This window comes from Myxococcota bacterium (assembly GCA_039030075.1).
In the GTDB taxonomy this organism is placed as follows: Bacteria; Myxococcota_A; UBA9160; order UBA9160; family SMWR01; genus JAHEJV01.
In genome coordinates this window covers 102503-126604 of record JBCCEW010000002.1, presented here as the reverse complement: position 1 = coordinate 126604, position 24102 = coordinate 102503, and the positions used below count along the sequence as shown (strand labels likewise).

Annotated in this window: 24 protein-coding genes, 1 tRNA gene and 1 other RNA gene; 17 read left to right on the top strand and 9 right to left on the bottom strand. The window is 69.2% G+C overall.

Going from position 1 to position 24102, the window contains the following annotated elements:
• Positions 1 to 29 precede the first annotated feature (29 nt).
• Together AAF430_02360 and AAF430_02355 are read left to right on the top strand one after the other, a co-directional pair.
• On the top strand, positions 30 to 1559 hold the full coding sequence (locus AAF430_02360) for a mercuric reductase (GenBank protein ID MEM7409060.1): 1530 nt from the start codon (positions 30 to 32) through the stop codon (positions 1557 to 1559).
• A gap of 23 nt (positions 1560 to 1582) precedes the next feature.
• Positions 1583 to 2872 (top strand): Glu/Leu/Phe/Val dehydrogenase, encoded by a 1290-nt coding sequence (locus tag AAF430_02355; GenBank protein ID MEM7409059.1) that lies wholly within the window; start codon positions 1583 to 1585, stop codon positions 2870 to 2872.
• A 21-nt stretch (positions 2873 to 2893) separates the two neighbouring features.
• Here the strand turns inward: AAF430_02355 and AAF430_02350 are convergent, their stop codons facing one another.
• On the bottom strand, positions 2894 to 3130 hold the full coding sequence (locus AAF430_02350; protein MEM7409058.1) for a zf-HC2 domain-containing protein: 237 nt from the start codon (positions 3128 to 3130) through the stop codon (positions 2894 to 2896).
• On the bottom strand, positions 3127 to 3735 hold the full coding sequence (locus AAF430_02345) for a sigma-70 family RNA polymerase sigma factor (protein ID MEM7409057.1): 609 nt from the start codon (positions 3733 to 3735) through the stop codon (positions 3127 to 3129). Before AAF430_02345 ends, AAF430_02350 begins: the two co-directional genes overlap by 4 nt.
• A gap of 55 nt (positions 3736 to 3790) precedes the next feature.
• Here AAF430_02345 and AAF430_02340 point away from each other — a divergent pair, with 55 nt between their 5' ends.
• Positions 3791 to 4309, top strand: a complete 519-nt coding sequence (locus tag AAF430_02340; protein MEM7409056.1) for a TerB family tellurite resistance protein — start codon at positions 3791 to 3793, stop codon at positions 4307 to 4309.
• Between the two features lie 134 nt (positions 4310 to 4443).
• On the opposite strand, the gene AAF430_02335 is transcribed toward AAF430_02340, so the two are convergent.
• The 5 genes from AAF430_02335 to infA form a co-directional block, all read right to left on the bottom strand.
• Entirely contained in the window at positions 4444 to 5133 is a 690-nt protein-coding gene (locus tag AAF430_02335) for a hypothetical protein (GenBank protein MEM7409055.1), read from the bottom strand.
• Positions 5134 to 5197: 64 nt separating this feature from the next.
• The gene (gene fusA / locus AAF430_02330) at positions 5198 to 7285 is read right to left on the bottom strand and encodes an elongation factor G (protein ID MEM7409054.1); all 2088 of its coding nucleotides are present in this window, start codon (positions 7283 to 7285) and stop codon (positions 5198 to 5200) included.
• A gap of 372 nt (positions 7286 to 7657) precedes the next feature.
• Positions 7658 to 8578: a methionyl-tRNA formyltransferase gene (locus AAF430_02325; GenBank protein MEM7409053.1), complete on the bottom strand. Its 921-nt coding sequence runs from the start codon at positions 8576 to 8578 to the stop codon at positions 7658 to 7660.
• A gap of 35 nt (positions 8579 to 8613) precedes the next feature.
• Positions 8614 to 9258 carry an acyltransferase gene (locus tag AAF430_02320; protein MEM7409052.1) on the bottom strand — a complete coding sequence of 215 codons (645 nt, stop codon included), beginning with the start codon at positions 9256 to 9258 and terminating at the stop codon, positions 8614 to 8616.
• Between the two features lie 3 nt (positions 9259 to 9261).
• Positions 9262 to 9501 carry a translation initiation factor IF-1 gene (gene infA, locus AAF430_02315; GenBank protein MEM7409051.1) on the bottom strand — a complete coding sequence of 80 codons (240 nt, stop codon included), beginning with the start codon at positions 9499 to 9501 and terminating at the stop codon, positions 9262 to 9264.
• Between the two features lie 226 nt (positions 9502 to 9727).
• Here infA and AAF430_02310 point away from each other — a divergent pair, with 226 nt between their 5' ends.
• From AAF430_02310 to AAF430_02300, 3 genes are all read left to right on the top strand, one after another.
• The gene (locus AAF430_02310) at positions 9728 to 10522 is read left to right on the top strand and encodes a ZIP family metal transporter (protein MEM7409050.1); all 795 of its coding nucleotides are present in this window, start codon (positions 9728 to 9730) and stop codon (positions 10520 to 10522) included.
• Between the two features lie 130 nt (positions 10523 to 10652).
• The gene (locus AAF430_02305) at positions 10653 to 13691 is read left to right on the top strand and encodes a BTAD domain-containing putative transcriptional regulator (GenBank protein MEM7409049.1); all 3039 of its coding nucleotides are present in this window, start codon (positions 10653 to 10655) and stop codon (positions 13689 to 13691) included.
• A gap of 62 nt (positions 13692 to 13753) precedes the next feature.
• Positions 13754 to 13845 (top strand) — tRNA-Ser (locus AAF430_02300).
• Positions 13846 to 13929: 84 nt separating this feature from the next.
• Here AAF430_02300 and AAF430_02295 read toward each other — a convergent pair.
• Positions 13930 to 14379, bottom strand: coding sequence for a CHRD domain-containing protein (locus tag AAF430_02295; protein ID MEM7409048.1), 450 nt, complete (start codon positions 14377 to 14379; stop codon positions 13930 to 13932).
• Between the two features lie 151 nt (positions 14380 to 14530).
• Positions 14531 to 15316, bottom strand: a complete 786-nt coding sequence (locus AAF430_02290) for a PEP-CTERM sorting domain-containing protein (protein MEM7409047.1) — start codon at positions 15314 to 15316, stop codon at positions 14531 to 14533.
• A 213-nt stretch (positions 15317 to 15529) separates the two neighbouring features.
• Between AAF430_02290 and AAF430_02285 the strand changes: the two genes are divergently transcribed.
• From AAF430_02285 to AAF430_02235, 11 genes are all read left to right on the top strand, one after another.
• Complete coding sequence (locus AAF430_02285; protein ID MEM7409046.1) at positions 15530 to 16333, top strand: phytanoyl-CoA dioxygenase family protein; 804 nt, start codon at positions 15530 to 15532, stop codon at positions 16331 to 16333.
• A 130-nt stretch (positions 16334 to 16463) separates the two neighbouring features.
• Positions 16464 to 16778 (top strand): hypothetical protein, encoded by a 315-nt coding sequence (locus AAF430_02280; protein ID MEM7409045.1) that lies wholly within the window; start codon positions 16464 to 16466, stop codon positions 16776 to 16778.
• Positions 16778 to 17539: a hypothetical protein gene (locus tag AAF430_02275; protein MEM7409044.1), complete on the top strand. Its 762-nt coding sequence runs from the start codon at positions 16778 to 16780 to the stop codon at positions 17537 to 17539. The genes AAF430_02280 and AAF430_02275 overlap by 1 nt, the downstream gene beginning before the upstream one ends.
• 194 nt (positions 17540 to 17733) lie before the next feature.
• Positions 17734 to 19194, top strand: coding sequence for a mechanosensitive ion channel (locus tag AAF430_02270; GenBank protein ID MEM7409043.1), 1461 nt, complete (start codon positions 17734 to 17736; stop codon positions 19192 to 19194).
• Between the two features lie 80 nt (positions 19195 to 19274).
• Positions 19275 to 19679 (top strand): hypothetical protein, encoded by a 405-nt coding sequence (locus AAF430_02265; GenBank protein ID MEM7409042.1) that lies wholly within the window; start codon positions 19275 to 19277, stop codon positions 19677 to 19679.
• Between the two features lie 91 nt (positions 19680 to 19770).
• Positions 19771 to 19870, top strand: an RNA gene (ffs, locus tag AAF430_02260) — signal recognition particle sRNA small type.
• A 72-nt stretch (positions 19871 to 19942) separates the two neighbouring features.
• Complete coding sequence (dnaX, locus tag AAF430_02255) at positions 19943 to 21649, top strand: DNA polymerase III subunit gamma/tau (GenBank protein ID MEM7409041.1); 1707 nt, start codon at positions 19943 to 19945, stop codon at positions 21647 to 21649.
• The gene (locus tag AAF430_02250; GenBank protein MEM7409040.1) at positions 21649 to 21969 is read left to right on the top strand and encodes a YbaB/EbfC family nucleoid-associated protein; all 321 of its coding nucleotides are present in this window, start codon (positions 21649 to 21651) and stop codon (positions 21967 to 21969) included. The genes dnaX and AAF430_02250 overlap by 1 nt, the downstream gene beginning before the upstream one ends.
• A gap of 27 nt (positions 21970 to 21996) precedes the next feature.
• Positions 21997 to 22593: a recombination mediator RecR gene (gene recR, locus AAF430_02245; GenBank protein MEM7409039.1), complete on the top strand. Its 597-nt coding sequence runs from the start codon at positions 21997 to 21999 to the stop codon at positions 22591 to 22593.
• A gap of 327 nt (positions 22594 to 22920) precedes the next feature.
• A complete protein-coding gene (locus AAF430_02240) occupies positions 22921 to 23406 on the top strand; it encodes a roadblock/LC7 domain-containing protein (protein MEM7409038.1) in 486 nt (161 codons plus the stop codon).
• Positions 23407 to 23457: 51 nt separating this feature from the next.
• Positions 23458 to 24048 (top strand): ADP-ribosylation factor-like protein, encoded by a 591-nt coding sequence (locus AAF430_02235; protein ID MEM7409037.1) that lies wholly within the window; start codon positions 23458 to 23460, stop codon positions 24046 to 24048.
• Positions 24049 to 24102: the final 54 nt, after the last annotated feature.

The window sequence follows — 24102 nt, the reverse complement described above, 5'->3', positions numbered from 1 at the left end:
CGCGCCACCGCTTCCACCCAGGAGAAACGATGTCCGATTTGCCCGAGGTCTCCCCGCTCGACGAGCACAACCGCACCCTCGTCGACAACGTCCACCCCTCCGAGTGGCAGAACCCGACGCCGGACGGCCGCTACAACCTCGTGATCATCGGGGCGGGCTCGGCCGGGCTGATCACCGCGGCGATCGCGGCCGGCCTCGGCGCGAAGGTGGCCCTGATCGAGCGCCACTACCTCGGCGGCGACTGCCTGAACGTCGGTTGCGTGCCCTCGAAGGGCGTGATTCGCGCGTCGCGCATGGTCGCAGAGGCGCGCCGCGCCACGAAGGAGGTCGGACTCGCCCTGGCTCCCGACGCCGAGCCCGACTTCGGCGCGGCGATGGAGCGGATGCGCCGCGTGCGCGCCGAGATCAGCCACGAGGACGCCGCGACCCGCTACCGGGACGAGCTCGGCGTCGAGGTGTTCATCGGGGACGCCCGCTTCACCGGGAAGGACACGGTCGAGGTCGCGGGCCAGACCCTGCGCTTCAAGAAGGCCGTGATCGCGACCGGCGCCCGCGCGATCGCCCTGCCGATCGAGGGCCTGGCGGATTCGGGCTACCTCACCAACGAGACGATCTTCAACCTGACCGAGCGCCCGCGCCGCTTCGGCGTGATCGGCGCCGGCCCGATCGGCTGCGAGATGGCCCAGGCCTTCGGTCGCCTCGGCTCGGAAGTCACGGTGATCCACGCCGACGACCACATCCTCCCGCGCGAGGACGCCGACGCCGCGAAGATCGTCGAGCAACAGTTCCTCGACGAGGGGATCCGGCTCGCCGCGAACGCCAAGATCCTGCGGGTCGAGCGCCAGGGCGACGAGAAGATCGTTCACTTCGCCAAGGCCGACGGCACCGAGGACAGGGTGGTCGTCGACGAGCTGCTGCTCGGCGTCGGGCGCGCTCCGAACGTCGACGGGCTCGGCCTCGAAGAGGTCGGCGTCGAGTACGACGCACGGCGCGGAGTCCATGTGAACGACTACCTGCAGACGACGAACCCGCGCATCTACGCGGCCGGCGACATCTGCATGAACTGGAAGTTCACCCACGCGGCCGACGCGGCGGCAAAGATCGTCGTCCAGAACGCCCTCTTCTTCCGCACGAAGAAGCTGTCGAGCCTGGTGATGCCCTGGGCCACCTACACCGACCCGGAGATCGCCCACGTCGGCATGTACGAGCAGGACGCCCGGGCGAAGGGGATCGAGGTCGACACCTTCCACGTCCCCCTGTCGCAGGTGAACCGCGCCGTCGCCGACGGTGAGGACGAGGGCTTCGTGAAGATCCACACGAAGAAGGGCAGCGATCAGATCCTGGGCGCCACGATCGTGGCCTCGCACGCGGGTGAGATGATCAGCGAGATCACCCTCGCGATCGTCGGCAAGCTCGGGCTCGGGAAGATCCTGGAAGTGATCCACCCCTACCCGACCCAGGCCGAGGGCATCAAGCGCGCCGCCGGTCTCTACACCCGTCAGCGCGCGACCCCGACCGTCGTGAAGTGGCTTTCGCGCTGGATGGCCTTCCAGCGCTAGTAGCCGAGAGCGAGAGGACCGTGATGGAAACCGATGTCTTTCAGGATGCGGTGGCCCGCGTCGAGCGGATCGCCGAGGAAGCCGGCGTAGCCCCCGAAGTTGTCGATGCCTTGCGGCAACCGAAGGCGGTGCTCTCGGCCGATCTGCCGGTGCGCATGGACGACGGCTCGACGCGCCACTTCCAGGCCTACCGCTGCCGTTACAACGACGCGCTCGGCCCCACCAAGGGGGGCATCCGCTACCACCCGGGCGTCACCCTCGCCGAGGTCCAGGCTCTGGCCCTGTGGATGGCGATCAAATGCGCCGTCGTCGGCATCCCCTACGGCGGCGGCAAGGGCGGCGTGATCGTCAACCCGAAGGAGCTGTCGCGCCTCGAGCTCGAGCGCCTGTCGCGCGCCTACATGCGGGCGATGGCCGACTTCGTCGGGCCTGCCACCGACATCCCCGCCCCCGACGTCTACACGAACGCGCGGATCATGGGCTGGATGGCCGACGAGTACGCGATCATCAAGCGCGAACGACACCCCGGCGTGATCACCGGCAAGCCGATCGCCCTGGGCGGGAGCCTGGGGCGCGACGAAGCCACCGGCCGCGGCGCCTTCATCGTGATCCAGGAGTACGCGAAGCGCGTCGGCCTGGTGCCGGGCGAGACCACGGTCGCCGTCCAGGGCCTCGGCAACGCGGGCTACCACGTCGCGCGACTGCTGCAGCAGACCGGCTACAAGATCATCGCCGTCAGCGATTCGAAGGGCGGCATCTACGCGAAGGACGGCTTCGACGTCGAGAGCCTCTACCACAACAAGCAGGAGACGCGGAAGCTCCAGGGCGTGTACTGCGAAGGTTCGGTCTGTGAGTTGGTGGACCACCAGCAGATCAGCAACGCGGAGCTCCTCGAGCTCGAAGTCGACCTGCTGATCCCGGCCGCCCTCGAGGGCGTCATCACCACCGAGAACGCGGGCCGCATCCGCGCAAAGCTGATCGCCGAGGTCGCGAACGGCCCGGTCGAGGGCAGCGCCGACGCCCTCCTGCAGGATGCCGGCATTCCCGTGCTCCCCGACGTACTCACGAACGCCGGCGGCGTCACCGTCAGCTACTTCGAGTGGGTGCAGAACCGCGAGGGCTACCCGTGGACCCTCGAGCAGGTGCGCACACGCCTCGAAGAGGTTCTCTCGCGGGCCTTCGACACGATGTGGTCGATTCGCGAAGAAAGCGGCGGCTCCCTGCGCGCGGCGGCCTACACCGCGGCGCTGCGTCGCATCGGCGAGGCCATCGAGAGCCAGGGCACCCAGGCCTGGTTCTCGGGCGGCGCCTGAGGCGCCGGGCCGACGCTGGGATCAGGCGTTGCGGGCGGCCAGGATCGCCCGCACCAGATCGTCCGGGACGCTATCGGGCACCTGGTCCTCGGACTCGCATACGGTCTGACCGAGTCGCACCGTCTCACGGTAGCTGTCGAGGTAGTTGACGCACTGGGGACACGCGTCGATGTGGCCTTCGAATACCGACCGCTCGGCGTCGTTGAGACCGCCGTCCAGGTACTCCATCAGGAACTCGACGAACTCGCGACAGTTCACGCCACGGCCTCGCGCAGATGGGGCTCGAGCAGCTCGCGCAGCGCCTGGCGTGCGCGGTGGAGGCGGGTCTTGACGGCTCCCGGGCTGATTCCCATCTGCTCTGCGGTCTCCTCGGTATCGAGGTCTTCGATGTCGCGGAGCATCAGGACGTTACGGTAGCCCTCGGGGAGCTGCTGAATGCTCTCGAGCACCAGCTTCCGCAGCTCGCTGCGCTCGGCCGGATCCGCCGTCTCCGGGCGCCAGGGCGAGGCGGGCCGCTCCAGGTGGCCGTCCTCGAGGTAGCCCGGCAGGAGATCCTCGATCGACTGCTCGGGCTTCCGCCGTCGCGTGCGCAGCCGCATCAGGCAGGCATTCACGACGATCCGGTGGAGCCAGGTCGAGAGCCGGGCCTGGCCCTGGAAGCGATCGATCGACTTGAACGCCGACACGAAGGCCTCCTGCACGGCATCGCGGGCGTCCTCTTCGACGCGCAGGAAACGCCGCGCGACGGCCAGCATCCGACCGCCATGCAGACGAATCATCTCCTCGTAGGCGGCGTCGTCACCCGTCCGCAGACGCTCGATCAGCGCGAGGTCGTCCGTCGTAGATGCAGCCCCATCGCTCATTCAGGCGCGACGCTAACCAAAGCTCCCCTAGAATGGTAGGCGGAAGGGAATTCGAATGGGCCTGTTGCGTTTCCTCGGCATCGGTGGCTCCCGCGAGCGGCGGGACGAACGCGAGAGCGACACCGTGCGCCGTATCGCCAGCCAGCTCGAGCGCCTCGACCCCGAACAGGCGAAGTACCTGGCCGCATTCGCCTACGTGCTCGCGCGGATCGCCAATGCCGACCTCCGCATCGAGGAGTCGGAGACCGAGGCGATGGAAGAGACGGTGCAGCGCATCGCCAACCTCTCGGCCGCCGAGGCTGCGCTCGTCGTGCAGATCGCCCAGAGCCAGGCCATGCATCTCGGTGGCACCCAGGACTACGTCGTGACCCGTCAGTTCCGCCAGATTGCCTCGCGCGAGCAGCGCGGCGACCTCCTGCAGTGTCTCTACGCGGTCGCGGCCGCCGACGGCACGATCAGCAGCGAAGAGAGCGCCGAGATCGTGAAGATCGGCGAGGAGCTCGGCTTCACCCGGGCCGAGTCCAACTCCTTGCGCAGCCAGTACCGCGACAAGCTCGCCGAATTCCAGACCTGAACCGCTTGGGCGCGGACGCGGATCCTCCACGACCAGAGGCCTGGATTCGGGTCGAGATCAAGGCGCGGAAGCGAAGCCGCAGCTCTAGCTACGGCGAGCTTTCGCAACGCAGAGATCGCGTCGAAGACGGGCGTCTAGTCGCGGACGAGCAACAACGTCCGAGGATCGAGCGCCACGTGCAGATCCGACAGATCCGGATTGTCGTGGTCCTTCAGTGCCCGCAACCGCACCGTGTCATCACCGGGCTCGAGCGCCAGGATCACACTCAGCAGATCCTCGACTTCCTTCACGGGCGCCGGCAGGGTCACTTCGCGCTCGGCATCGCTGGTCGACTCGAGCCAGATCTCGGCCTCGAGCTCTTCGGCGAGGCTGCGCAGGTCCTCGAGATCGGCGCGCGTCAGGTGCGCCAGCTCCAGCCCTTCGATCACGAGCAGGCTCGGCGCCCCGCCGCTCTCGCGCTCGACCTTCACGGCGTCGCGCAGCTTCGCCGGCGTCAAGCTGTTCGGCGGATACACCCGCACCGATCGCTGGCGATCGATCTCGCCGTGGATCAGCCCCTCGTTCTCGAGGTTCTTCGAGTGGGCCAGCTCGTCGAAGACCGTGTCGTAGTGGGCCCGGACGTGGGTGACCGGGTGGGAGCAGGACACGTGCAGCACGCGCCCCTCACGAAGCAACTCGTCGACCGCCACGCCGACCAGGAAGGAGGTCTTGCCCACTCCGTGGCCGGCGAGGACGACGCCGAGGTTGCCGGCACCGAGCCCACCGTGCAGGCCCTTCTCGAGGAGCCGGAGCGGGCTGCGGGCGTTGAGGAATCGTCGCTTCAAAGGGGGTCCCTCCAGCAGGCGCCGGGAACCCGGCGCGCTATGGGGTCAGCGATTCGGTCCGGGGCTATTCGTCGTCGTCGTCCGCCACCTTCGAACCGTGTTCCTTCTTCAGGTCCTCCTGGACCTCGGAAGGCACGCGGACGTAGCGGGCGAACTCCATGCTGAACTCTGCCTTGCCCTGAGTGCAAGACCGGAGATCGGTGGCGTAGCCGAACATCTCCGAGAGCGGCACCTCGGACTCGAGGCGGCAGAAGCCGTCCTCTTCGGTGGTGCCCACGACCGTGCCGCGGCGCTGCATCACCGTCTTCAGGATGGCGCCCTGGAACTCCGTGGGGCTCTCCACCTCGAGCTTCATGACGGGCTCGAGCACCACCGGCTTCGCCTTGCCATAGACGTCGCGGAAGGCCTTGCGACCGGCCGTCTGGAAGGCCATGTCCGAGGAGTCGACGCTGTGCGACTTGCCATCGCTCAGCACCACGCGAACGCCGTTCACCGGGAAGCCGATCAGGCGCCCCTTCTCCATGGCCTGGGCGAAGCCCTTCTCCACGGCCGGGATGTACTCGGTGGGGATGTTCCCGCCGCGCACCTCGTTCACGAACTCGAACTCGCCGTCGTCCATCGGCTCGACGTAGCCGGACACCTGGCCGAACTGACCGGAACCACCCGTCTGCTTCTTGTGGGTGGTATGGAACTCGGCCTTTCTCGAGATGGTCTCTCGGTAGGCGACCTGAGGTGCGCCCGTCTCGACCTCGACGTTGTACTCGCGCTTCATGCGTTCGACGTACACCTCGAGGTGCAGCTCGCCCATGCCGCGGATGACCGTCTCGCCACTCTCGGCGTCGACGCCGGCGTGGAAGGTGGGGTCCTCACGGACGAAGCGACCGAGCGCCTTGCCCATGTTGTCCTGGGCCTTGTTGTCGGTGGGCTTGATCGAGAGCGAGATCACCGGCGCAGGCACGTGCATCGAGCTCATCGCCACTTCCACCGACTCATCGGTGAAGGTGTCGCCCGAGGCGCAGTCGATGCCGAACATCGCCACGATGTCCCCGGCGAAGGCCTCCTCGAGCTCCTCCATGTCCGACGCGTGCATGCGGCCGAGGCGGCCCACCTTGTGACGCTTCTTCGTGCGGCTGTTCACGATCGACGAGCCGCGGGCGAGGCGTCCCTGGTAGACGCGCAGGTAGGTCAGCTGGCCGTAGCGACCGTCCTCGAGCTTGAACGCGAGGGCGACCAGCGGCTTGTTCGGATCCGACGACAGGGTGATCGGCGCCTCGTCGTTCGAGAGGTCGACCGCCGTGTTCTCCACCTCGGTGGGGTCGGGCAGATAGCGCGTGACGGCATCGAGCAGGGGCTGCACGCCCTTGTTCTTGTACGCGGAGCCCAGGAACACCGGCGTGAGGTCCTGAGAGAGCGTGCCGTTGCGGACCGCCTCGTGGATCAGCTCTTCGGTGACGTTCTCCTCGAGGATTGCCTCCATCAGCTCGTCGGAGAACATCGACACCGCGTCGAGCATGGCCTCGCGCGCGGCGTCGGCCTCGGCCTGCATGTCGGCCGGGATGCCCTCTTCACGGATGTCCTCGCCGTTGTCGCCATCGAAGTAGAGGGCCTTCATCGTGATCAGGTCGACGACGCCCTCGTGCTTGGCCTCGAGACCGATGGGCAGCTGCATCATCACCGCGTTGTGCTTCAGCTTCTCGCAGAGCTGCTGCGTCACCTTCTGCGGGTTCGCACCCGAGCGGTCGAGCTTGTTGATGAACGCCAGGCGCGGGACCTTGTAGCGGCGCATCTGGCGGTCGACGGTCATCGACTGCGACTGCACACCCGCCACACCGCAGAGCACCAGCACGGCGCCGTCGAGCACGCGCAGCGAACGCTCCACCTCGATGGTGAAGTCGACGTGGCCGGGCGTGTCGATGATGTTGATGTGGTGATCGTTCCACTCAGCGTGGGTGGCCGCGGAGGCGATCGTGATGCCGCGCTCCTTCTCCAGCTCCATGAAGTCCATCGTGGCGCCGACTTCGTCCTTGCCACGCACTTCATGGATGCGGTGGATGCGATTCGTGTAGAAGAGGATGCGCTCGGTGAGCGTCGTCTTCCCCGAATCGATGTGGGCGCTGATCCCGATGTTTCGCAGTTTGGACAGGTCGACCATGGCTTCGCCTCAGTTGGATTCCGCGCTCTTCCGCCGCGGGTGCGGGTAAAACTTCGCCCGCTCCACGGCGATGAAACTGCGCCGTGGCGGGCCCGTGGGGTCCACTTCGTGGATGACCGATCTCGCTCTCTATGTGGGGAATCAAAGTCCGGAATCGCGAGGCGAACCGAGTTTCGGCTGCTGCCGGTGGGGTCGGGCCTCACATTCGGACGTCGAAGCGCGGAAGTTTAGAGCCGACAAGGGCTTTTTCAAGAGAGGCGCACACCCGTCAGGGGTTGCTGAAGCCCCCCGCTCCGCGGCGCCTCGGGCACCCCGAAATCCCCGCGGGAATCTGGTTCGGGTCGCCTACGCGGTTCCTATCCGTAGACGCCGCTAGCGGAGGCGGTCTCCCACGCTCAGGGCCTCTGCGGCGGGCTGCTTCGGCCCGTCCGCCACCCGGACCCGGCCGATCCGCAGCACGCCCCCGCTCGCCGCCACGAAGGCAGCGCCGTCCTCGAGGCGCACGACCTCACCAGCGGGAGCTCCGGGTTCTTCCGCCACGAGCTGGCCGTCGTAGCAGCGCACGACGGCGTCGCCCCGCTCGGCCCAGGCCCCGGGCTGCGGGTCACAGCCGCGCACCCAGCGGTCGAGCTCGGCGGCGGGCTTCGCCCAGTCGAGACGCGCCGTGGCATCGTCTACCAGGCCCTGGTGGCTCGCCCCGGCCTCGGGCTGAACCCGGTACTCGGCGCTGCCGTCGGCCACCGCGGCCACCGCCTCGGCGATCGCCTCGATGCCGAGCGGATACAGCTCGTCGAAATAGAGGCTGGCCGACGTGTGGGTCGGCTGGATCGGGACGGGGCCCTTCTGCACGACGATCGGCCCGGTATCCACGCCGGCGTCGGGCTGGAAGACGGAGACACCGGCCTCGCTCGCGCCCAGCATGATCTGCCAGGCGAGCGCGTTGCCGCCGCGGAACGCGGGGAGCAGCGAGGGGTGGAAACACAGGGACCCCTTCGGCGGGGCGTCGACGATCTCGGGCGGCAGGATCACCGTCACGAAGGCCAGCACGTTGAGGTCGACCGCGAGCTTCGCGTGCTCCTCGACGAGCTCGGGAATGGCCTCGCCCTTGCGCCGGAAGCGCTTGTGGCGGAAGAGCGGCAGACCCTTCTCTTCCGCGAGGGCCGCCAGCGGGTCGGGACGCTTGCCCTCGGGCGGCGCATAGACCGCCGCGATGTCGTGTCCATCGCTCTCGAGTCGCGAGAGCGTGTCGCGTCCGAAGGGCGCCTGTCCGAAGAGTGCGAGTCGCAAACCCATGGAGGCGAAGCCTACCGGCTCCGCGGGGTCGCGGGCTAGCGGGCCTGGCTGCGGTCGCCCACCTCGCCGCGCACCTCGGCGGGGAAGCCGAAGGCCAGGCGGTGATCGGGGACGTCGCGCGTCACGAGGGAGCGGGTGCCGATGATGCAGTGGCGCCCGATCGACACCCCCTTCAACACCGTCACGTCGGCGGCGACCCAGCTGAAGTCGCCGATCGAAACGGGAGCCCTCTCTTCGAGCCGCTCGGCGTCGGCATCGTGCTGATCCGAATCGAAGACCCGCGTCCCGAGCCCGACCCAGCTGCGGCGTCCCAGGGTGACACGGCGCTTCGCGCTCAGGTGGCAGCCGTTCAGGAAGCAATCGGGGCCGGTGCGGATCTCGGCCCCTTCGAAGGCCACCAGCCGGACGGGGTCGGTCTCGCCGCGCAGCCAGGTGCCGGGCCCGATCTCGATGGTCGCGTCGCGGCCGGCGATCACGATCAACCCGCCGGGCGTGCGATCCGCGGCGATGCCCTCGTGGAGGATCACGCGCGCCCCGGGCTCGAGCAGGAAGCGCGCACAGGCCAGGTTCGTACTGGCCGTCGGGGCAACCTGGAGACCGGGGTTGCGTCGCTGCAACCAGGCAAGTCGCGCCCGGTCGTAGGCTTGGATGGCGCGCAGCCGCGTGGCGGCAAGGCCCATGCGTCAGCTCGGCGGGTTCTGGCCCTCGCGCAGACGGAACGTGATGAACCCGTGGGTCGGATCGTAGGGCGACAGCCCGACCTGAACGCGGTCACCGGGAATCACACGAATGCGGAACCGTCGCATGCGCCCCGAAAGCTGGGCGGTCACCGCCTGCCCGGATTCGAGGGTGATCTGATAGCGACCCCCGCCGAGAATCTTCTCGACCGTGCCGGTCGCCTGAATGAGATCGTCGCGCGCCAAATGGGCTCCTTGTCTGTCCTGGCGTCGTCCGTCGGGTGTCGGTTGACCGTTCGATCCGGCGAACGCTGCGTTTGCGGCCCTGGGACGGAAAGCCCGGGGTTCGCATTCACGCGTACACCCGTTTTCGGACCGGCGCAGGGTAGCCACTCCTCCGCTGCGCTGGCCAGTCTCCGCGGTCCGGGCACGGGCGGCACGCCCACCGGCGGGTATCGTACGCGCCGGCACCATGCTGGAAATCAAGACCGTCTTGCTCCTCGCGGTGCTCGTCGCCGGCGTGCTGGGAGGCGCCTGGCCGCTGCGCCAGCGACAGCGGGCCCGCGGAGGACGCGGTCTGGCCTGGGGCAACGCCTTCGCCGCCGGGGTCTTCCTGGGTGCCGGGTTGTTGCACCTGTTGCCCGACGCGAACGAAGCCTGGGCGGCCCTCGGCTGGGGCTACCCGATCGGCTACGCCCTCGCCGCGCTCGCGGTGCTCGGAATGTGGTGGGTCGAGCACGTGTTGCCGCCGGAGGCGGCCCACCACGCGATCCACGCTCCGTCCACCGAGCGCTTCGCGGGACGCGAAGCCATCGGCGGCCGTCGCACGGCCTACGCGATCCTGCTGGCCCTGGGGATCCATTCGTTCCTGGCCGGCCTTGCGCTCGGTGCCCAGGCCGAGCTGTCGCGCGCGCTGGTGCTGTTTGGCGCGATCCTGGCCCACAAGTCGGTGGCGGGCTTCGCACTGGGCGTGAGCCTGGCGAGGAGCGGGCTCTCGCAACGACGCGCCTGGTGGCTGCTCTGGAGCTTCGCCCTCGCGACCCCGATCGGGATCGCCGTGGGGACCGGTTTCTCCTCGGGCCTGGATGGCCCGCTGCGCCTCGGTGCCGAGGCCAGTTTCCTGGCCCTCGCCGCCGGTACCTTCGTGTATGTCGCCACCCTCGACATCCTCCGAGAAGAGGCGCATCCGGCATCGGACCGCCTCGCGAAGTGGGTCTGGGTGGGTGCCGGGGTGGCGATCATGGCCGTGCTGGCGCTCTGGGTCTGAGGCGTCGGCGCGGGCGGCCCCGAAGGCTCCGTGGGGCGCAGGACCCCAAACAAAGTGACTGGGGGTCGGTTTCGGTGTAGCCTGGGCCGACGCATAGGCGTCACGGGCTGCGACCACCGCGACCGATCCCATGCCCGTCCCCTTTCGCCACGCACCGCCGAAACGCGCTTCCCGCGACCTGATCGCGCGACCGCGCCTGCTCGAGATCCTCGACGGACGCTTCGAGCGCCGGGTGACCTTCGTCCAGGCGGGGGCCGGCTTCGGGAAGACGACCCTGCTGGCCCAGGCCATCGAGGAGAACCTCGAGGAACCCGTCGGTCTGGACGTCTGGCTGTCGTGCGGGCCCGACGACCACCTGCTCGCCGGGTTCGCCGCCGGTTTGCGCGGAGCCGTCGGCGCCGAGAGTCAGGACGGCGACCCGGTCCAGATCGTCTGCGACGCCATCTGGCGCACCAGCCCGCGCGACGTCGCCCTCTTCCTCGACGACGTGCACCATCTCGAACCTGGCGGGGACTCCGCGGGCGTGCTCGCGAAGCTCGTCGCGGCATTGCCCGACAACGGGCACCTGGTGCTCGCGAGTCGGCGCGAGCTGCCGTTCCCGATCACGCGTCTGCTGGCCTCGGGCGACGCGTGCGTGATCGACGAGAGCGAGATGGCTTTCGTCGAAGACGAGCGCAGCGCCTTCTTTACGCTGCGCGCGAAGGAGCCGGCGCCCGGCGCGCTTCCGAACTGGCCCGCCGTGCTCGAGCTGGCCACCGGCGGCATGGCCCGCCGCATCGACGACTACTTGCGCGAAGAAATCCTCGCGCCCCTCGACGTCGGGCGAAAGCGCGACCTCGCACGACTCGCGTCGCTCGACTGGATCGACGCGGATCGCATCCACGCTTTCACGGGCAGCTCGCGTTCACCCGCGCAGCTCCTCGCCGACCTGCCACTCACCCAGTACGAGGGCGACGCGGCCCGCCTGCATGCGCTGTGGCGACCGTGCCTCGCGGAACTCGAGCCGGCTTGGAGCGACGACGATTTCGCGATGGCGCGCCGCTTCCTCACCGAGCGAGGCGACTACCGGGAAGCCGTGTCGCTGTGTCTCGCCCATGGGCGCGAGGCCGAGCTCGACGCGGTCCTCGAGCCGCTCACCTTCGACGGCTGGATGGATGCCCCGCCCTACGCCCTCGACGCGATCATCGAAGCCCTGCCCAAGACGGTCCGCGAGTCGCCACTCGGAAAGCTCGCCCAGGGCCTGTGCCGGATGCACGCCGACCCGGTCGCCGCCGAACCCTTCTTCGAGGCGGCGCGCTCCGAGTTCCACGAGAACGGAGACGAGCGCTTCGAACTCGTGGCCATGGAGGGATTGTCGAACGTCGCCTTCTGGCGGGCCGACCCCGAGACGTCCTTCCGGTTGGCCGACATGGCCGAGGCTCTGGACTCTCCCGACGCCAAGCTCCAGGCGCGCGTCGTGCGCGCCTCGGGCTACACGCTCGCCTGTCAGCCCGACCGGGCCAACCAGGAGATCCTGGCCGCGCGCTCGCTGCCGGGGGAGCTTCGCGGCTACGACTATGCGGGCCTCGCGATCAACTACCTCGATTCGGGGCACCCGCAGCTGGCGCTCGAGGAGATCGATCGGGGGCTCCCGGTCGCCAACCGCATGAACGTCGCGTCGATGATGGCGAGCCGCTTCGAAGCGCGCGGCCTGTGTGGCCTCCTCGAGACGCCCGAACTCGAGGCCTTGGATGCCGGCCTGCCGCCGGCCGCTCGGCGCCACGCCCACAACACGGCGATCTTCTGCTCGGTGCTGGCCTTCTACAACGCGATTCGCGGTCGTCGGGCGGCGGCCGAGCAGCACCTCGACACGGCCGGCGCGTTGATGGAACGCGATCTCGGCATGCGCGCCGAAGCGGCCTACGCCACGGCGCAGATGACCCTGGCGGTGGCGGACGGCCGCGAAGCCGAAGCGCAGTCCGTGATCGAAGCGAATTTCGCGGCGCTGCCCGTCGCGTCGATGGTGCACCGGCACACCCAGCGTGGCGCGGCCCTCGCAGCGCTCGTGTCCCCGGACGCGCGGGCTCAGATTGCCGACTGGAGCGTCGGGCCCTGCTACCAGGAAGGGATTCGCGCGGCGCTCGCGCTGGTCGCCCACCGCGAAGACGGAGATGCGTCGGCAGCAGCCGCCCTCGACTGGAGCGGCTCGCCGGCGTTCACGGCGTTCCTGGTGCCTTCGATCGTGTTCGAGCTGGCGCTGGTCGCGGCCGGCGAGGGCAACGGGGGTGCGGAGCGGATCGCGGCACGCCTGGCGCCCCGCGCGCGCCGCCAGCTACGCGAACTCGCCGCTTCGCCGCATGCCGGCCTCGCGCGCGCGGCAGAACAGCTGCGCAAGAGCGTGCCGGCGCGACCCGACGGCCAGCTCGAGCTGCGCGTACTGGGAGAGCTCGAGGTCGTGCGCGATGGGATCGTCTCGGAAGACCCGGCGCTGCGACGCGGCCGGGTCCGCGCGCTGCTGCACCATCTCGCCCTCGAGCGCACCGCGCGCCGCGAAGTGTTGGCCGACCGGGTGTGGCCCGACCTCGATGCGTCGGCCGCCCAGAACAATCTGCGGGTCAACCTGAACCACCTGAGCCGAGCCCTCGAACCCGAACGTGCGGCGGGCGAACCCGCCTTCTTCCTACGCGCACAGGGCGCGGACATCCAGCTGGTGACGGGTGACGGCCTCGAACTCGACGTCGATCTCTTCGAACGCGACCTCGAGGAAGCGCGGAAGAAGGACGAGCTGGGCGACCCGGCCGGGGCCCTGCTCTGCCTCGAGTCGGCGCTGGCGCGCTATCGGGGCGACTTCCTGATCGAGGGCGAGGAGGTCCCGAACGCGGGCGGCGAGCGCACCCGGCTGCGGTCGCGGTTCCTGCAGGCGGCGCTCCGGGCTGCGGCGCTGTGTCTCGGGCGCTCGGACTTCCGCCGCTCGCTCCATTGGACCGAGCGCGCTCTCGCCGTGGACCCGCTCTGCGAAGAAGGGCACCGCACCCAGGCCATCCTCTATATGCGCCAGGGCGATCGCTCGGCGGCGCGGGCCAGCCTGGCGCGGGGCGTCGACGCCCTGGCCGCCGAGGGCCTGTCGCCCGACGTCGACACGCGGCGGATGGCGCGGCGGCTGGGGATCCGAGCGGGGGAGCTGGGCTGACAGACGTCCCGCCCCCCGTGGAGCCGGGCCAAGATGCGGTAAGCTGCGCTCCCCGCCCATGCGGAGAGGTGGCGGAGCCTGGTTGAACGTGCCTGACTCGAAATCAGGTGTAGGGGCAACTCTACCGTGGGTTCGAATCCCACCCTCTCCGCCAACCCCCTCGCGGAGTTCGTTGGCCTCGGCGCGCGTCATGTCCGGGCACTTCAGCCGTGCCAGTGCCCGTTCGCGATGGAAGGACTCACCTCTCCGAACGTCGCGGTCGACGATGGAGCCCCAGCGCCGCGCCGAGAATCGCCAGCGAGGCGAATCCGAGAGTCAGCATCGAAGCGCTCGGAACGGGTGCCGTGGCGGCGAACAACACCTGACCCCGCAGTTCGCCCCCGGCACAGATCGCCGAGTGGACATTCAGGTACCAGAGCTCCGCGAGAAGGTCCGCGCCTTGCCCGGCGGTGATCGTCGTCGAGCCCGAGTTGGGCGAGCCGATGGGCGGCGTGGTGCCCACGGTCACGCTGCCGGGTACCCCCGGGGTCGCCTGACGGTGGAAGTGAGAAACGGTCTCCGACGCCCCGCCAAAGAGAAGACCGTCGTCGAAGATGGGCGCGTTGTCACCGTAGTTGTAGTTCCAGCTGAAGAGTCCCGTGACATCGTCGTAGGTGACGGTGCCCCGAATCTCCGAAGTGCTCCCCACCGAACAAGTGGTGGCCTGCGCTTCATCGCCTGTGATGGTCCCGTTGTGCACGACAGCCGAGGCCGAAAAAGGAAGTAACACGGCCAACGACGCGGTGAAGAGTCTTCTCAGTAGCATGGTTTGGGTACCAACCTTCTTTGGTGATGGGTTTCTATCGATGGACCGCCGGCATCCGGTCGGCCTCTTTCCTCAGCCCCAGGAAGGCCAACCCGAAACCGAGCAGCAGCGCGGTGGTCGGCTCGGGCACCGCGGAGAATGCGATCGAGAACGCCCCCGAAGCCGTGGCGGACGTCGAAGCGAGCGGTGGGTTGTTCACGAAGGCGATCTGCGTCAGCTGATACTCGTGTCCTGCCAGGACGAAACCCGACAGTCTCCCTCCCAGCACGTTGACCCAGTCGGCATCCTGTCCGCCGACGACGAAAGAGGCGTTCTGCGTCGAGAGGCTTCGCTGCTGATTGCGGAAGAGCGTCGTCCCCGTGGTGATGTCGTAGAGCACGATGTCCAGCGTGGTCCGTCCCGGCTCGGAGTGGGCGGAATCGAACGTCCCAGAGAACCGATACGACTGATCCTCGGATACCGAGAAGTAGGTGTCCTGGAACAGCGCCGTGGAGGCCGACCGGCGATCCGGGAGGACGAACTCGAAGGACGTCGTGAAGCCCGAATCGGTCAGGGAGTATTCGACGTCACTCGAGGCCTCGCGGGTTCCCGTCCCTTCCGATGACATCAGCGTCCCGGAACCCGGCACGGCGGTTGGCGCCTCGGGCACCGTGATGAAGGTCCGATCGTTCCCGGCGCGCGCCTCGACGACGCTGGTTGCCGTGCCCGGGTTCAGCGTCACCATGGCCGCTTGCGCGGCAGGCACCACCAGCAGGGCAACGATCGGCGCGAAGACCACGAGCTGAGTCGGCACGAGAACCCCGAGCGAATCGAGAGGCATCGCACCCTACCACCAACACGAGGGGAGAGGGACGCCACCCAGTGATGTAGTCGCTTCTGGCAGACTATCACCGTCGCCAGGACGCGCGGCGGGAAATCGTGGCGTCGCCGCGAGAGCCTTCCGCCGACCTGGCTGTCAGCGGCTCGAGGCCACGGTTGGCCCGGGAGTCCTCTGATTTCGCGGGTCCGCGGCAACGCCAGACTGGAGGTGCGCATGTCCATTCCGAGCTTCCCGGCTGACGCCAAGGTCGAAGAGGTCGCCCACGCACTCGGCGAGGCCGGCTGTGTGGTCATCACCGGACTCGTCGACACGGCGATGCGCGAGCGGGTCCGAAGCGAGTTGGCCGATCCGCTCGCCAACGCGGCGGTGGGCAACGACGAGGATCCCACCCAGTTCTATCCGGGAAAGACGCGGCGCATCACGGCCCTCGTGACCCAGTCCCCGACTGTGGGCGAGCTCGTATTGCACCCGCACAGCACGGCGCTCTGCGATCGGTTCCTGACACCGAACAGTGAGTTCGGCTACCAGCTCCACGTGACCGCGGCCCTCGAAGTCGGGCCCGGCGCGCGTCGCCAGATCCTGCACCGCGAGGAAGACTCGTTCACCTTCTTTCCGCCCCCGCGCCCCAACCTGATCGTCGCCAGCATGTGGGCCATCAGCGACTTCCGGGCGGACAACGGCGGCACCCTCCTGGTGCCCGGCAGCCACCGCTGGCCCGAATCGCGCAAGGCCACCGAAGACGAAGTGGTGGCGGCCGAGATGCCGGCCGGCTCGGTCCTGTTCTGGTTGGGCGGGACGCTCCACGGCGCGGGCGCCAACGTCTCGAGCGACTGGCGCACCGGCGTGATCCTCACCTACTCCTGCGGCTGGCTGCGCCAGGAAGAGAACCAGTACCTCGACACGCCGCCGGAGGTCGCGCGCAAGCTGCCGCCCGCCCTGCGCGACATCATCGGCTACCGCATGTACCAGGCGCTCGGCTTCTCGGTGAACCCGCACGTCGGGGCCCGTCCGGACTGAACCGCCGGGATCTGGCGTGGCGTGCCGCCCTGACGCTCTCTGGTGGCACGCGGAGCGCCGCCACGACCCATGTGCTCAGGCGGGTCCAGTGTTCGGACGATGTTATTCCTGGGAGGAATCGCCCAGGCCCATGGCCGAGTCCGCCGCATTCGACCACGCAAGCCATTGTCTGGAAGCCGAGACCGAGTTCGATCGGTTGGCGGCGCGGGGCACCGTGCGATTGCTCCTGAAGAAGGCCGGCCTCGAGCCGCGCACGGTGAGTCCGCGCGAGATGGCGGTCGCCGTGGAGAAGCTGTTGGCAGACGAGCTGCGGGCCCGCGGCGTCGCGAACCCGGACGTCCTGTGCCAGCGCCTCGCGGGCGAGCTCGCCGGCTTGAGGGATGCCGAGACCCCGGAAGGCCCCGAAGCCGTGTTCGCACGCCTGGGTGGCCGGAGCGCAGGCTAGTGGAAGCGCTCGCCGGGCTGGCCACCCTGCTCTTCATCGCTGTCGGGGCGGGGGTCGGGCTGCGTCTCGTGCTGCTCGCCTCCAAGACCCGCGCCCTGCCCGAGGCCCTGCTCGGCTCCGGACTCTTCTTGATCGTGGGCGTCGGCTACGGCCTGCTGATTGCCGCGGGTGCCGTCCCGAACATCGCGCGCACACTCGCGGCGCTGGCCGTCGTCGTGATGGCCTTGGGTTGGTTCTGCACGTGGGAGTTCACGCGTCGGGTGTTTCGCGCGGGCTCGCCGCTCGCCGCCGGCGTCACCGCGCTCGGGATGCTCGCACTCGCCGTCGGTGCTCTCTCCCAAGTCCAGCTCTACCTGAACGCGTCGAGCCCGATCGGGGAGCTCGAGCGCAGCTGGGCCTGGCAGGCGATCCGGGTCAGCGCCCTCGCCTGCTACCTCTGGAGCGCCGCAGAAGCGCTCCGCTACTGCGCCATGTTGCGCCGACGCACCGCCCTCGGCCTCGCCGATCCGGTCGTGGCCAACCGCTTCCTGCTGTGGGCCGGTGTGATGATCTTCTCCTTCCTCAGCCTGGGCGGCCCGGCGGTCAGCACCTGGCTCGGCGGCGCGGCCTACACCGACCCGGGCATGCAGCTCTGGATCGCCGCCAACGGCTTCCTGTGTACGGTTTCGCTGTACCTGGCGTTCCTGCCGCCGGCGGCTTATCGCCGCTGGCTCGAGCAGGGGCAGCCCGCTCCCGCCTCGGCGGTCGCGAGCGCGGGCTGATTCGGGACGGTCGCATCGCGCGACCGTCGCGGCGCACGTTCCAGAGGCTGGTTCGACCCGTTCCCGACGCAGGCCCGGCGTCCATTGCCGCCGCCCCCCTGGGGCCAGGTTTCCAATGGAGCGGTGACGCTTTTCGGGGTCGTCGCATTGAGGGGTTGGGAGCCGCCGCTCGGCTTCCCCGTGAAGGAGCCCCCATGGACATCTCGAACCTGCTCGAAACGCTGCAGGGTCGGCTCGGCGAAACGTTGCCCAGCCTGCTCGGCGCGATCGCCATCCTGCTGGTCGGTTGGTTCGTCGCCCTCGTCTTGCGCGCGGGTCTGCGTCGCGCCCTCGGCGCCGTCGGCCTGAACGAGCGCGTGCAGAGCGCGACCGGCAACGCCCTCGACGTCGAGCGCGGCGCCTCCCAGGTCAGCTACTACGGCGTGCTCGTCGTCACGCTGATCGCGTTCTTCAATGCGCTCAAACTCGAGCTGGTGTCGGGGTCGCTGCAGACCCTCGTCGACCAGTTCTTCGTCTACGCGCCCCGGCTGCTGGCCGGCGGCGTCTTGCTGCTGGTGGGCTGGGTGATCGCTGCGCTCGCGCGCAGCGTCGCCACCCAGGCCCTCGCCGCCACCTCCCTCGACGAGAAGCTCTCCCGCCAGGCCGACATGGCCCCGGTCAGCCAGAGCCTGGGCCACGTGCTCTACTGGCTGATCCTGCTGCTCTTCCTGCCCGCCGTGCTCGGCGCGCTCGAGATGGAAGGCCTGCTCGATCCGGTCCGGTCGATGGTGGACCAGATCCTGGCCATGCTGCCCAGCGTGCTCGGCGCCGGGATCATCGGCGCGATCGGTTGGTTCGTGGCGCGCATCCTGCGCGACCTCGTGACCAACCTGCTCTCGGCGACGGGTGTCGACGGTTGGGGCGCACGCGCCGGTCTGTCGGGGAACACCACGCTCTCGGGCCTGGCCGGTCTGGTCGTGTACGTGTTCGTGTTCGTCCCCGCCCTGATCGCCGCGCTCGACACGCTCGCCATCGAATCGATCTCGGGACCCGCCCGCGAGATGCTGGCCGCGTTCATGGACGCCATTCCCCGCGTCTTCGGCGCCGGCGTGATCCTGGGCGTGGCCTACGTGGTGTCGCGCTTCGTCGCCGATCTCACGACGAACCTGCTCGGCGGCGTCGGCTTCGATGCGCTGCCCGAGCGCCTCGGGCTCGCGCCCGTGGTTCCGGACAGCGTGCGGCCGTCCGAGGGCGTCGGTCGCCTCGTGATCTTCTTCGTGATGCTCTTCGCGGTGGTCGAAGCCGCTGGCCGGCTCGGCTTCGACCAGGTCGCCGAGCTGGTGAGCGTGCTCATCGAGTTCGGCGCGCAGGTGCTCCTCGGCCTGGTGATCATCGCGGTCGGCTTCTGGATCTCGAACCAGGCCCGCGACGCGGTGGTCCGCGTGGGAGGCGACGGCGCACCGGCGATGGCCGGCGTGGCCCGCTTCGCGATCCTCGGCATCGTGGTCGCGATGGGTCTGCGCGCGATGGGCCTCGCCGACGACATCGTGAACCTCGCCTTCGGGTTGACGCTGGGCGCCGTAGCCGTCGCCGTCGCCCTCTCGTTCGGGCTGGGCGGCCGCGAAGCCGCCGGGCGCCAGATGGAGCATTGGCTGAGCCAGCTCCGCCGGGACTGAGCCGCCGTGGTGGCGCGGACGTGCTCCCGGACACGTCCGCGCCTTTCTCTTGGACCGCGCCAGGATGGGGAAGCGCGTCGTTGATCCACTTTCTCCAGTACATCCTCAACGAGCACCGCGAGTCGCTGGTCGCCCCGCTCGTCGACGCGGGCTTCTCCCAGCCTCAGGCCCGCCAGTTCCTGCCACCGGCACTCACCTGCCTGACCGAGCATCTGGAGCGGGCGGGGATCTGTTGGAACGACGTCGACCCGGCCCGGTCGCTCGCCGCCGCGGTCCCGGAAGCCGATCTGCGTCGGGTCGCCCAGGAAGGGGGCATCCCCGAGACCCTGGTGAGGCCCGGCCTCGGGGTGCTCTACGCCGTTCTGCTCGGCCTCCTGCGCTCCTGGCTCGAGAGCGAAGCCACGACACCGCGGAGGGGGGAAGGCCCCGCGAACGGCCTGCCGACCACCCTGACCGAACTGGCGGCGGCGCTCTTCGGCCGTTAGCGGCCTGCGCACCCCTCTCGTGCGGGGACCCTCGCGCGGCCGCCCCCCTCCGCGTTACGTTCGGTCCGCTTCGCCTGCGCGGAGCCGCGATCGCAGGGTCCCGTTCGAATACGGATTCCGTGAACTCCGTCAGGTCCGGAAGGAAGCAGCGGTAGCGGGGTTTCGATTGCGAGTGGGGGTGCCCTGCGATCCCGGCTCTGCGCAGGTGCGGCCCGAAGGTCCGCGGCGCGGGCTGCGCTCGCGTCCCGACAGGCGGTCCCCCCATGTCCTATCAGGTCCTCGCCCGGAAGTGGCGACCCCAGAGCTTCGACGACGTCAGCGGCCAGGCGCACGTCACGACGCCGCTGCGCAACGCGCTCCGCAGCGATCGGGTCCCCCACGCCATCCTGCTGACGGGACCGCGCGGCGTCGGCAAGACCACCCTCGCGCGGATCCTCGCCCGCTGTCTGAACTGCGACAAAGGGCCGACGGACACGCCCTGCGGTGAATGCGATCCGTGCCGGGAGATCACCGGCGGTACCTCGACCGACGTCCAGGAAGTCGACGCCGCGAGCCGCACCAGCGTCGACGACGTCCGCGAGCTGATCAACGCCGTCCGCTACGCGGCGGCCCCGGGGAAGCACCGCATCTTCGTCGTCGACGAGGTGCACATGCTGTCGGGCGCGGCCTTCAACGCGCTGCTCAAGACCCTGGAAGAGCCGCCGCCGCGCAGCCTCTTCGTGTTCGCCACGACCAACCCCGAGAAGATCCCGTTCACGGTGGTGTCGCGCTGTCAGCGCTACGACCTGCGGCGCATCGCGGCGACCGAGATCGTCGAGCGCCTGGGCGAAATCGCCAAGGCCGAGAAGGTGAAGATCTCGGCGACCAGCCTGCTCGCCGTCGCGCGCGAAGCCGACGGCTCGATGCGCGACGCCCAGACCCTGCTCGACCAGGTGATCGCCTTCGGCGGCAACAAGATCAGCGACGCCCAGGTCGCCGAGGTGCTCGACCTCGTCGATCGGCGCGTGCTGCTCCGAATCGCGGCCGCCTGCATCGAGGGTGACGCTGCCGCCGCGCTCGCCGCCTGCCACGAAGCCGGCGAAGGCGGGCTCGACGCGAAACGACTGTCCGAGAGCCTGCTGCAGCTGCTGCGCGACCTGGTCGTGCTGGCGATCGCGCCGGATCAGCCCGAGCTGATCGAAGCCAGCGACGAGGAGATCGCCGAGCTGAAGGAGCTCGCCGAGCGGACCTCGAGCACCCGCCTGCGGCGGATGTTCCGGGCGCTGGTGAAGGAGCAAGAGGATCTCGCCTGGGCGCCCCAGCCCCTGGCCGTGCTCGAGCTCGCGGTGGTGCGTCTGGCGACCCAGCCCGAGGCCGACGAGATCGGACGCTTGATCGCGAAGCTCGAGGCCCTCGAACGGCGCCTCGCGGGCGGCGGCAACGGCACTCCGCCGCCGGCGTCGGGCGGCACCGGACCGGCACGCAGCAGTACCGGCGGCGGGGGCGGCGCCGCGCCACGCGGCCGCGGCGGCAAGAGCCCGGCGCGCGGCAAGCCGGCCGAACAGAACGGACACGCCCCGGCGTCCCCGGCTGCGACGCGGCCGGGGACGGTGATGGATCGACTGCGCCAGTTCGCGCGCGAAGGCGAGCCCGGCATCTACGCCGCGCTCGAAGGCGCCGAGCTCGTCGAGAAGAGCGACGACCGTCTGCGCGTTTCGCTGCCGCCGGGTTTCGCGGCGCGGCGGCTGCGCGAGAAGCAGGCCGACCTCGACGCGGTGGCCACGCGCTTCTTCGATCGCGAGACCCACGTCGAAGTGGTCGAAGCCGACCCGCGTCCCGACGGCGCGACAACGCCCACCGCGGAAGCCGAACACGCCGAAGCCGCGCGCCAGCGCCGTCAGGACGCGCTGAACGACCCGGCCGTCGGTCGCGCCCTCGACATCCTCGGCGCCGACATCGTCGAGATCCGACCCATCGGCGGAGGCCGCTGATGGCCGACCTTGGCGACCTGATGGCCCGGGCCCAGGAGGCCCAGGCGAAGCTCCAGGAGCTGCAACGCGAGCTGGCCACCCGGCGCATCGAGGGGACAGCGGGCGGTGGCATGGTGAAGGTGGAGGTCTCGGGCGCACTGCGGGTGCTTTCGGTCGAGATCGAACCGTCCCTCGTCGCCGGCGGTGACCGCGAGATGCTCCAGGACCTGACGGCCGCTGCGGTCAACGCGGCGCTGACGAATGCCCAGCGCCTGGTCCAGGAAGAGATGCAGAAGGCCTCGATGGGACTGTCGATCCCGGGGCTCGGGGGCGCCGGATGACCGCGGCCCAGAGGGGGCGCGGCGCGCATGCGTAGCGCCCCGCCGATCGATCGCCTGGTGGCGAGCCTGAAACGACTGCCCGGCATCGGCGAGAAGAGCGCCACCCGCCTGGCCTTCTACCTGCTGGGTGCCCCCGAGGCGAGTGTGCGCGAGCTGGCCGAGGCGATCGCGCGACTCCAGCAGGACATCGTCCTCTGCGAGCACTGCTTCGACCTCACGGACGACTCGCCCTGCGAGATCTGCCGCGACCCGCGCCGCGAGACCACCCTGCTGTGCGTGGTGGAGGAGCCCGCCGACCTCGCCGCCGTCGAGCGGAGCGGCCGCTTCCGAGGCCGCTACCACGTGCTCGGCGGCGCATTCGCGCCGATCGACGGCGTCGGCCCCGACGAGCTGCGGATCGCCGAGCTCCTGAAGCGCATCGAGGCCGGTGACATCGAGGAAGTGCTGCTCGCGACGAACCCGAACGCCGAGGGTGACGCGACGGCCCACTATCTGATCGAGGCGCTGCGCCCCACCGGGGTCCGGCTGTCGCGCATCGCGTTCGGCATGCCCCTGGGCGGCGACCTCGAGTATGCGGATCATGTGACCGTCGGGATGTCGATCGAGAACCGACGGCCGCTTTAGAGGGCACCTCATGAACCCCGACCGAGTCAGGGGCCCGAATTCGGCCCGAGATCGAGGCACGAAATCGCAGGCATAGCCGTCGCTACGGCGAGATTTCGCAACGATGAGATCGGGTCGAAGGCGGGCGCCTGGCGACCGAGGGGTTGATGAGGTGCCCTCTAGCCCAGCCGCGCTTTCTGCGGGTGCGGGTGGGCATTTGGGGGCTCAAGATGGACCTGCGGGGAGCCGAGACGGGACTCGTGGCGAGTTGCCACCGGAGTGGAGCGAGCGTTACCCTGCTCACAGGTAAAACGCTTTGATCCCAGGCGGTTACCGAGGCATTTGCGAATGCACGACGCACAGCTCGTGATGTACGACGAAGACTTTCGCCGGATTCTGGCGATCGTGCAGAAACTCGTGCGCGACGCCAACGCGAAGGGCGTCTTCGTGGTGGATCGCAACGGCCAGCTGATCGGCGAAGCCGGCGAGATGCGCGGCATCGACACCACCAGCCTGGCCTCGCTCACGGCGGGCTGCATCGCGGCGACCGGCGGTCTCGCGAAGCTCGTGGGCGAAGAGGACTTCCCGGTCCACTTCCACCAGGGTCAGCGCGACAACCTGCACATCACGCTGGTTTCCCAGCGCATCATCCTGGTCGTGATCTTCGACGACCGCAGCTCTCTGGGTCTCGTGCGTCTGCGCGTGAAGAAAGCCGGCGCGGAGCTCGCGAAGGTCTTCGAAGAGATCCAGAAGCGCTCGGAGCAGGAGGCGGCCAAAGGGGCGACTCCCTTCTCCGAGATCACGGACGACGATATCGACAATCTTTTTTCGTGAGCGTTCCTCCCCCCGCCGCTCCCAACGCTGTCGCGAGCTGAACCCCACGTTATGTCCTTCATCAATTACTCGTCGCGCGAGATCAACTGCAAGATCGTCTACTACGGTCCCGGCCTCTGCGGGAAGACGACCAACCTGCAGTGGATCTACACCAAGACGAACCCCGATCTGAAGGGGAAGATGATCTCCCTGGCCACGGAGACCGAGCGCACGCTCTTCTTCGACTTCCTGCCGCTGGCCCTGGGCGAGATCCGCGGATTCAAGACCCGCTTCCACCTCTACACGGTGCCCGGGCAGGTCTTCTACGACGCCAGCCGAAAGCTCATCCTGAAGGGCGTCGACGGCGTGGTGTTCGTCGCCGACAGCCAGATCGAGCGGATGGAAGCGAACGTCGAGAGCCTCGAGAACCTGCGGGTGAACCTCGCCGAGCAGGGAACCAGCCTCGAGGACACGCCCTGCGTCATCCAGTACAACAAGCGCGACCTGCCGAACGCCGCGCCCGTCGAGGAGATGCGGGCCCTGCTCAACACGCGCGGGCTGCCCGAGTTCGAGGCCAGCGCGACGACGGGCTCGGGCGTCTTCGAGACGCTGAAGGCGGTGGCGCGCAGCGTGCTGCGCGACATCAAGCAGATGAGCGGCTAGACGCGGCTTCGGCCCCGTCTCCCGCCGGATCCACCTTCTCCCGTCGCCCCGAAA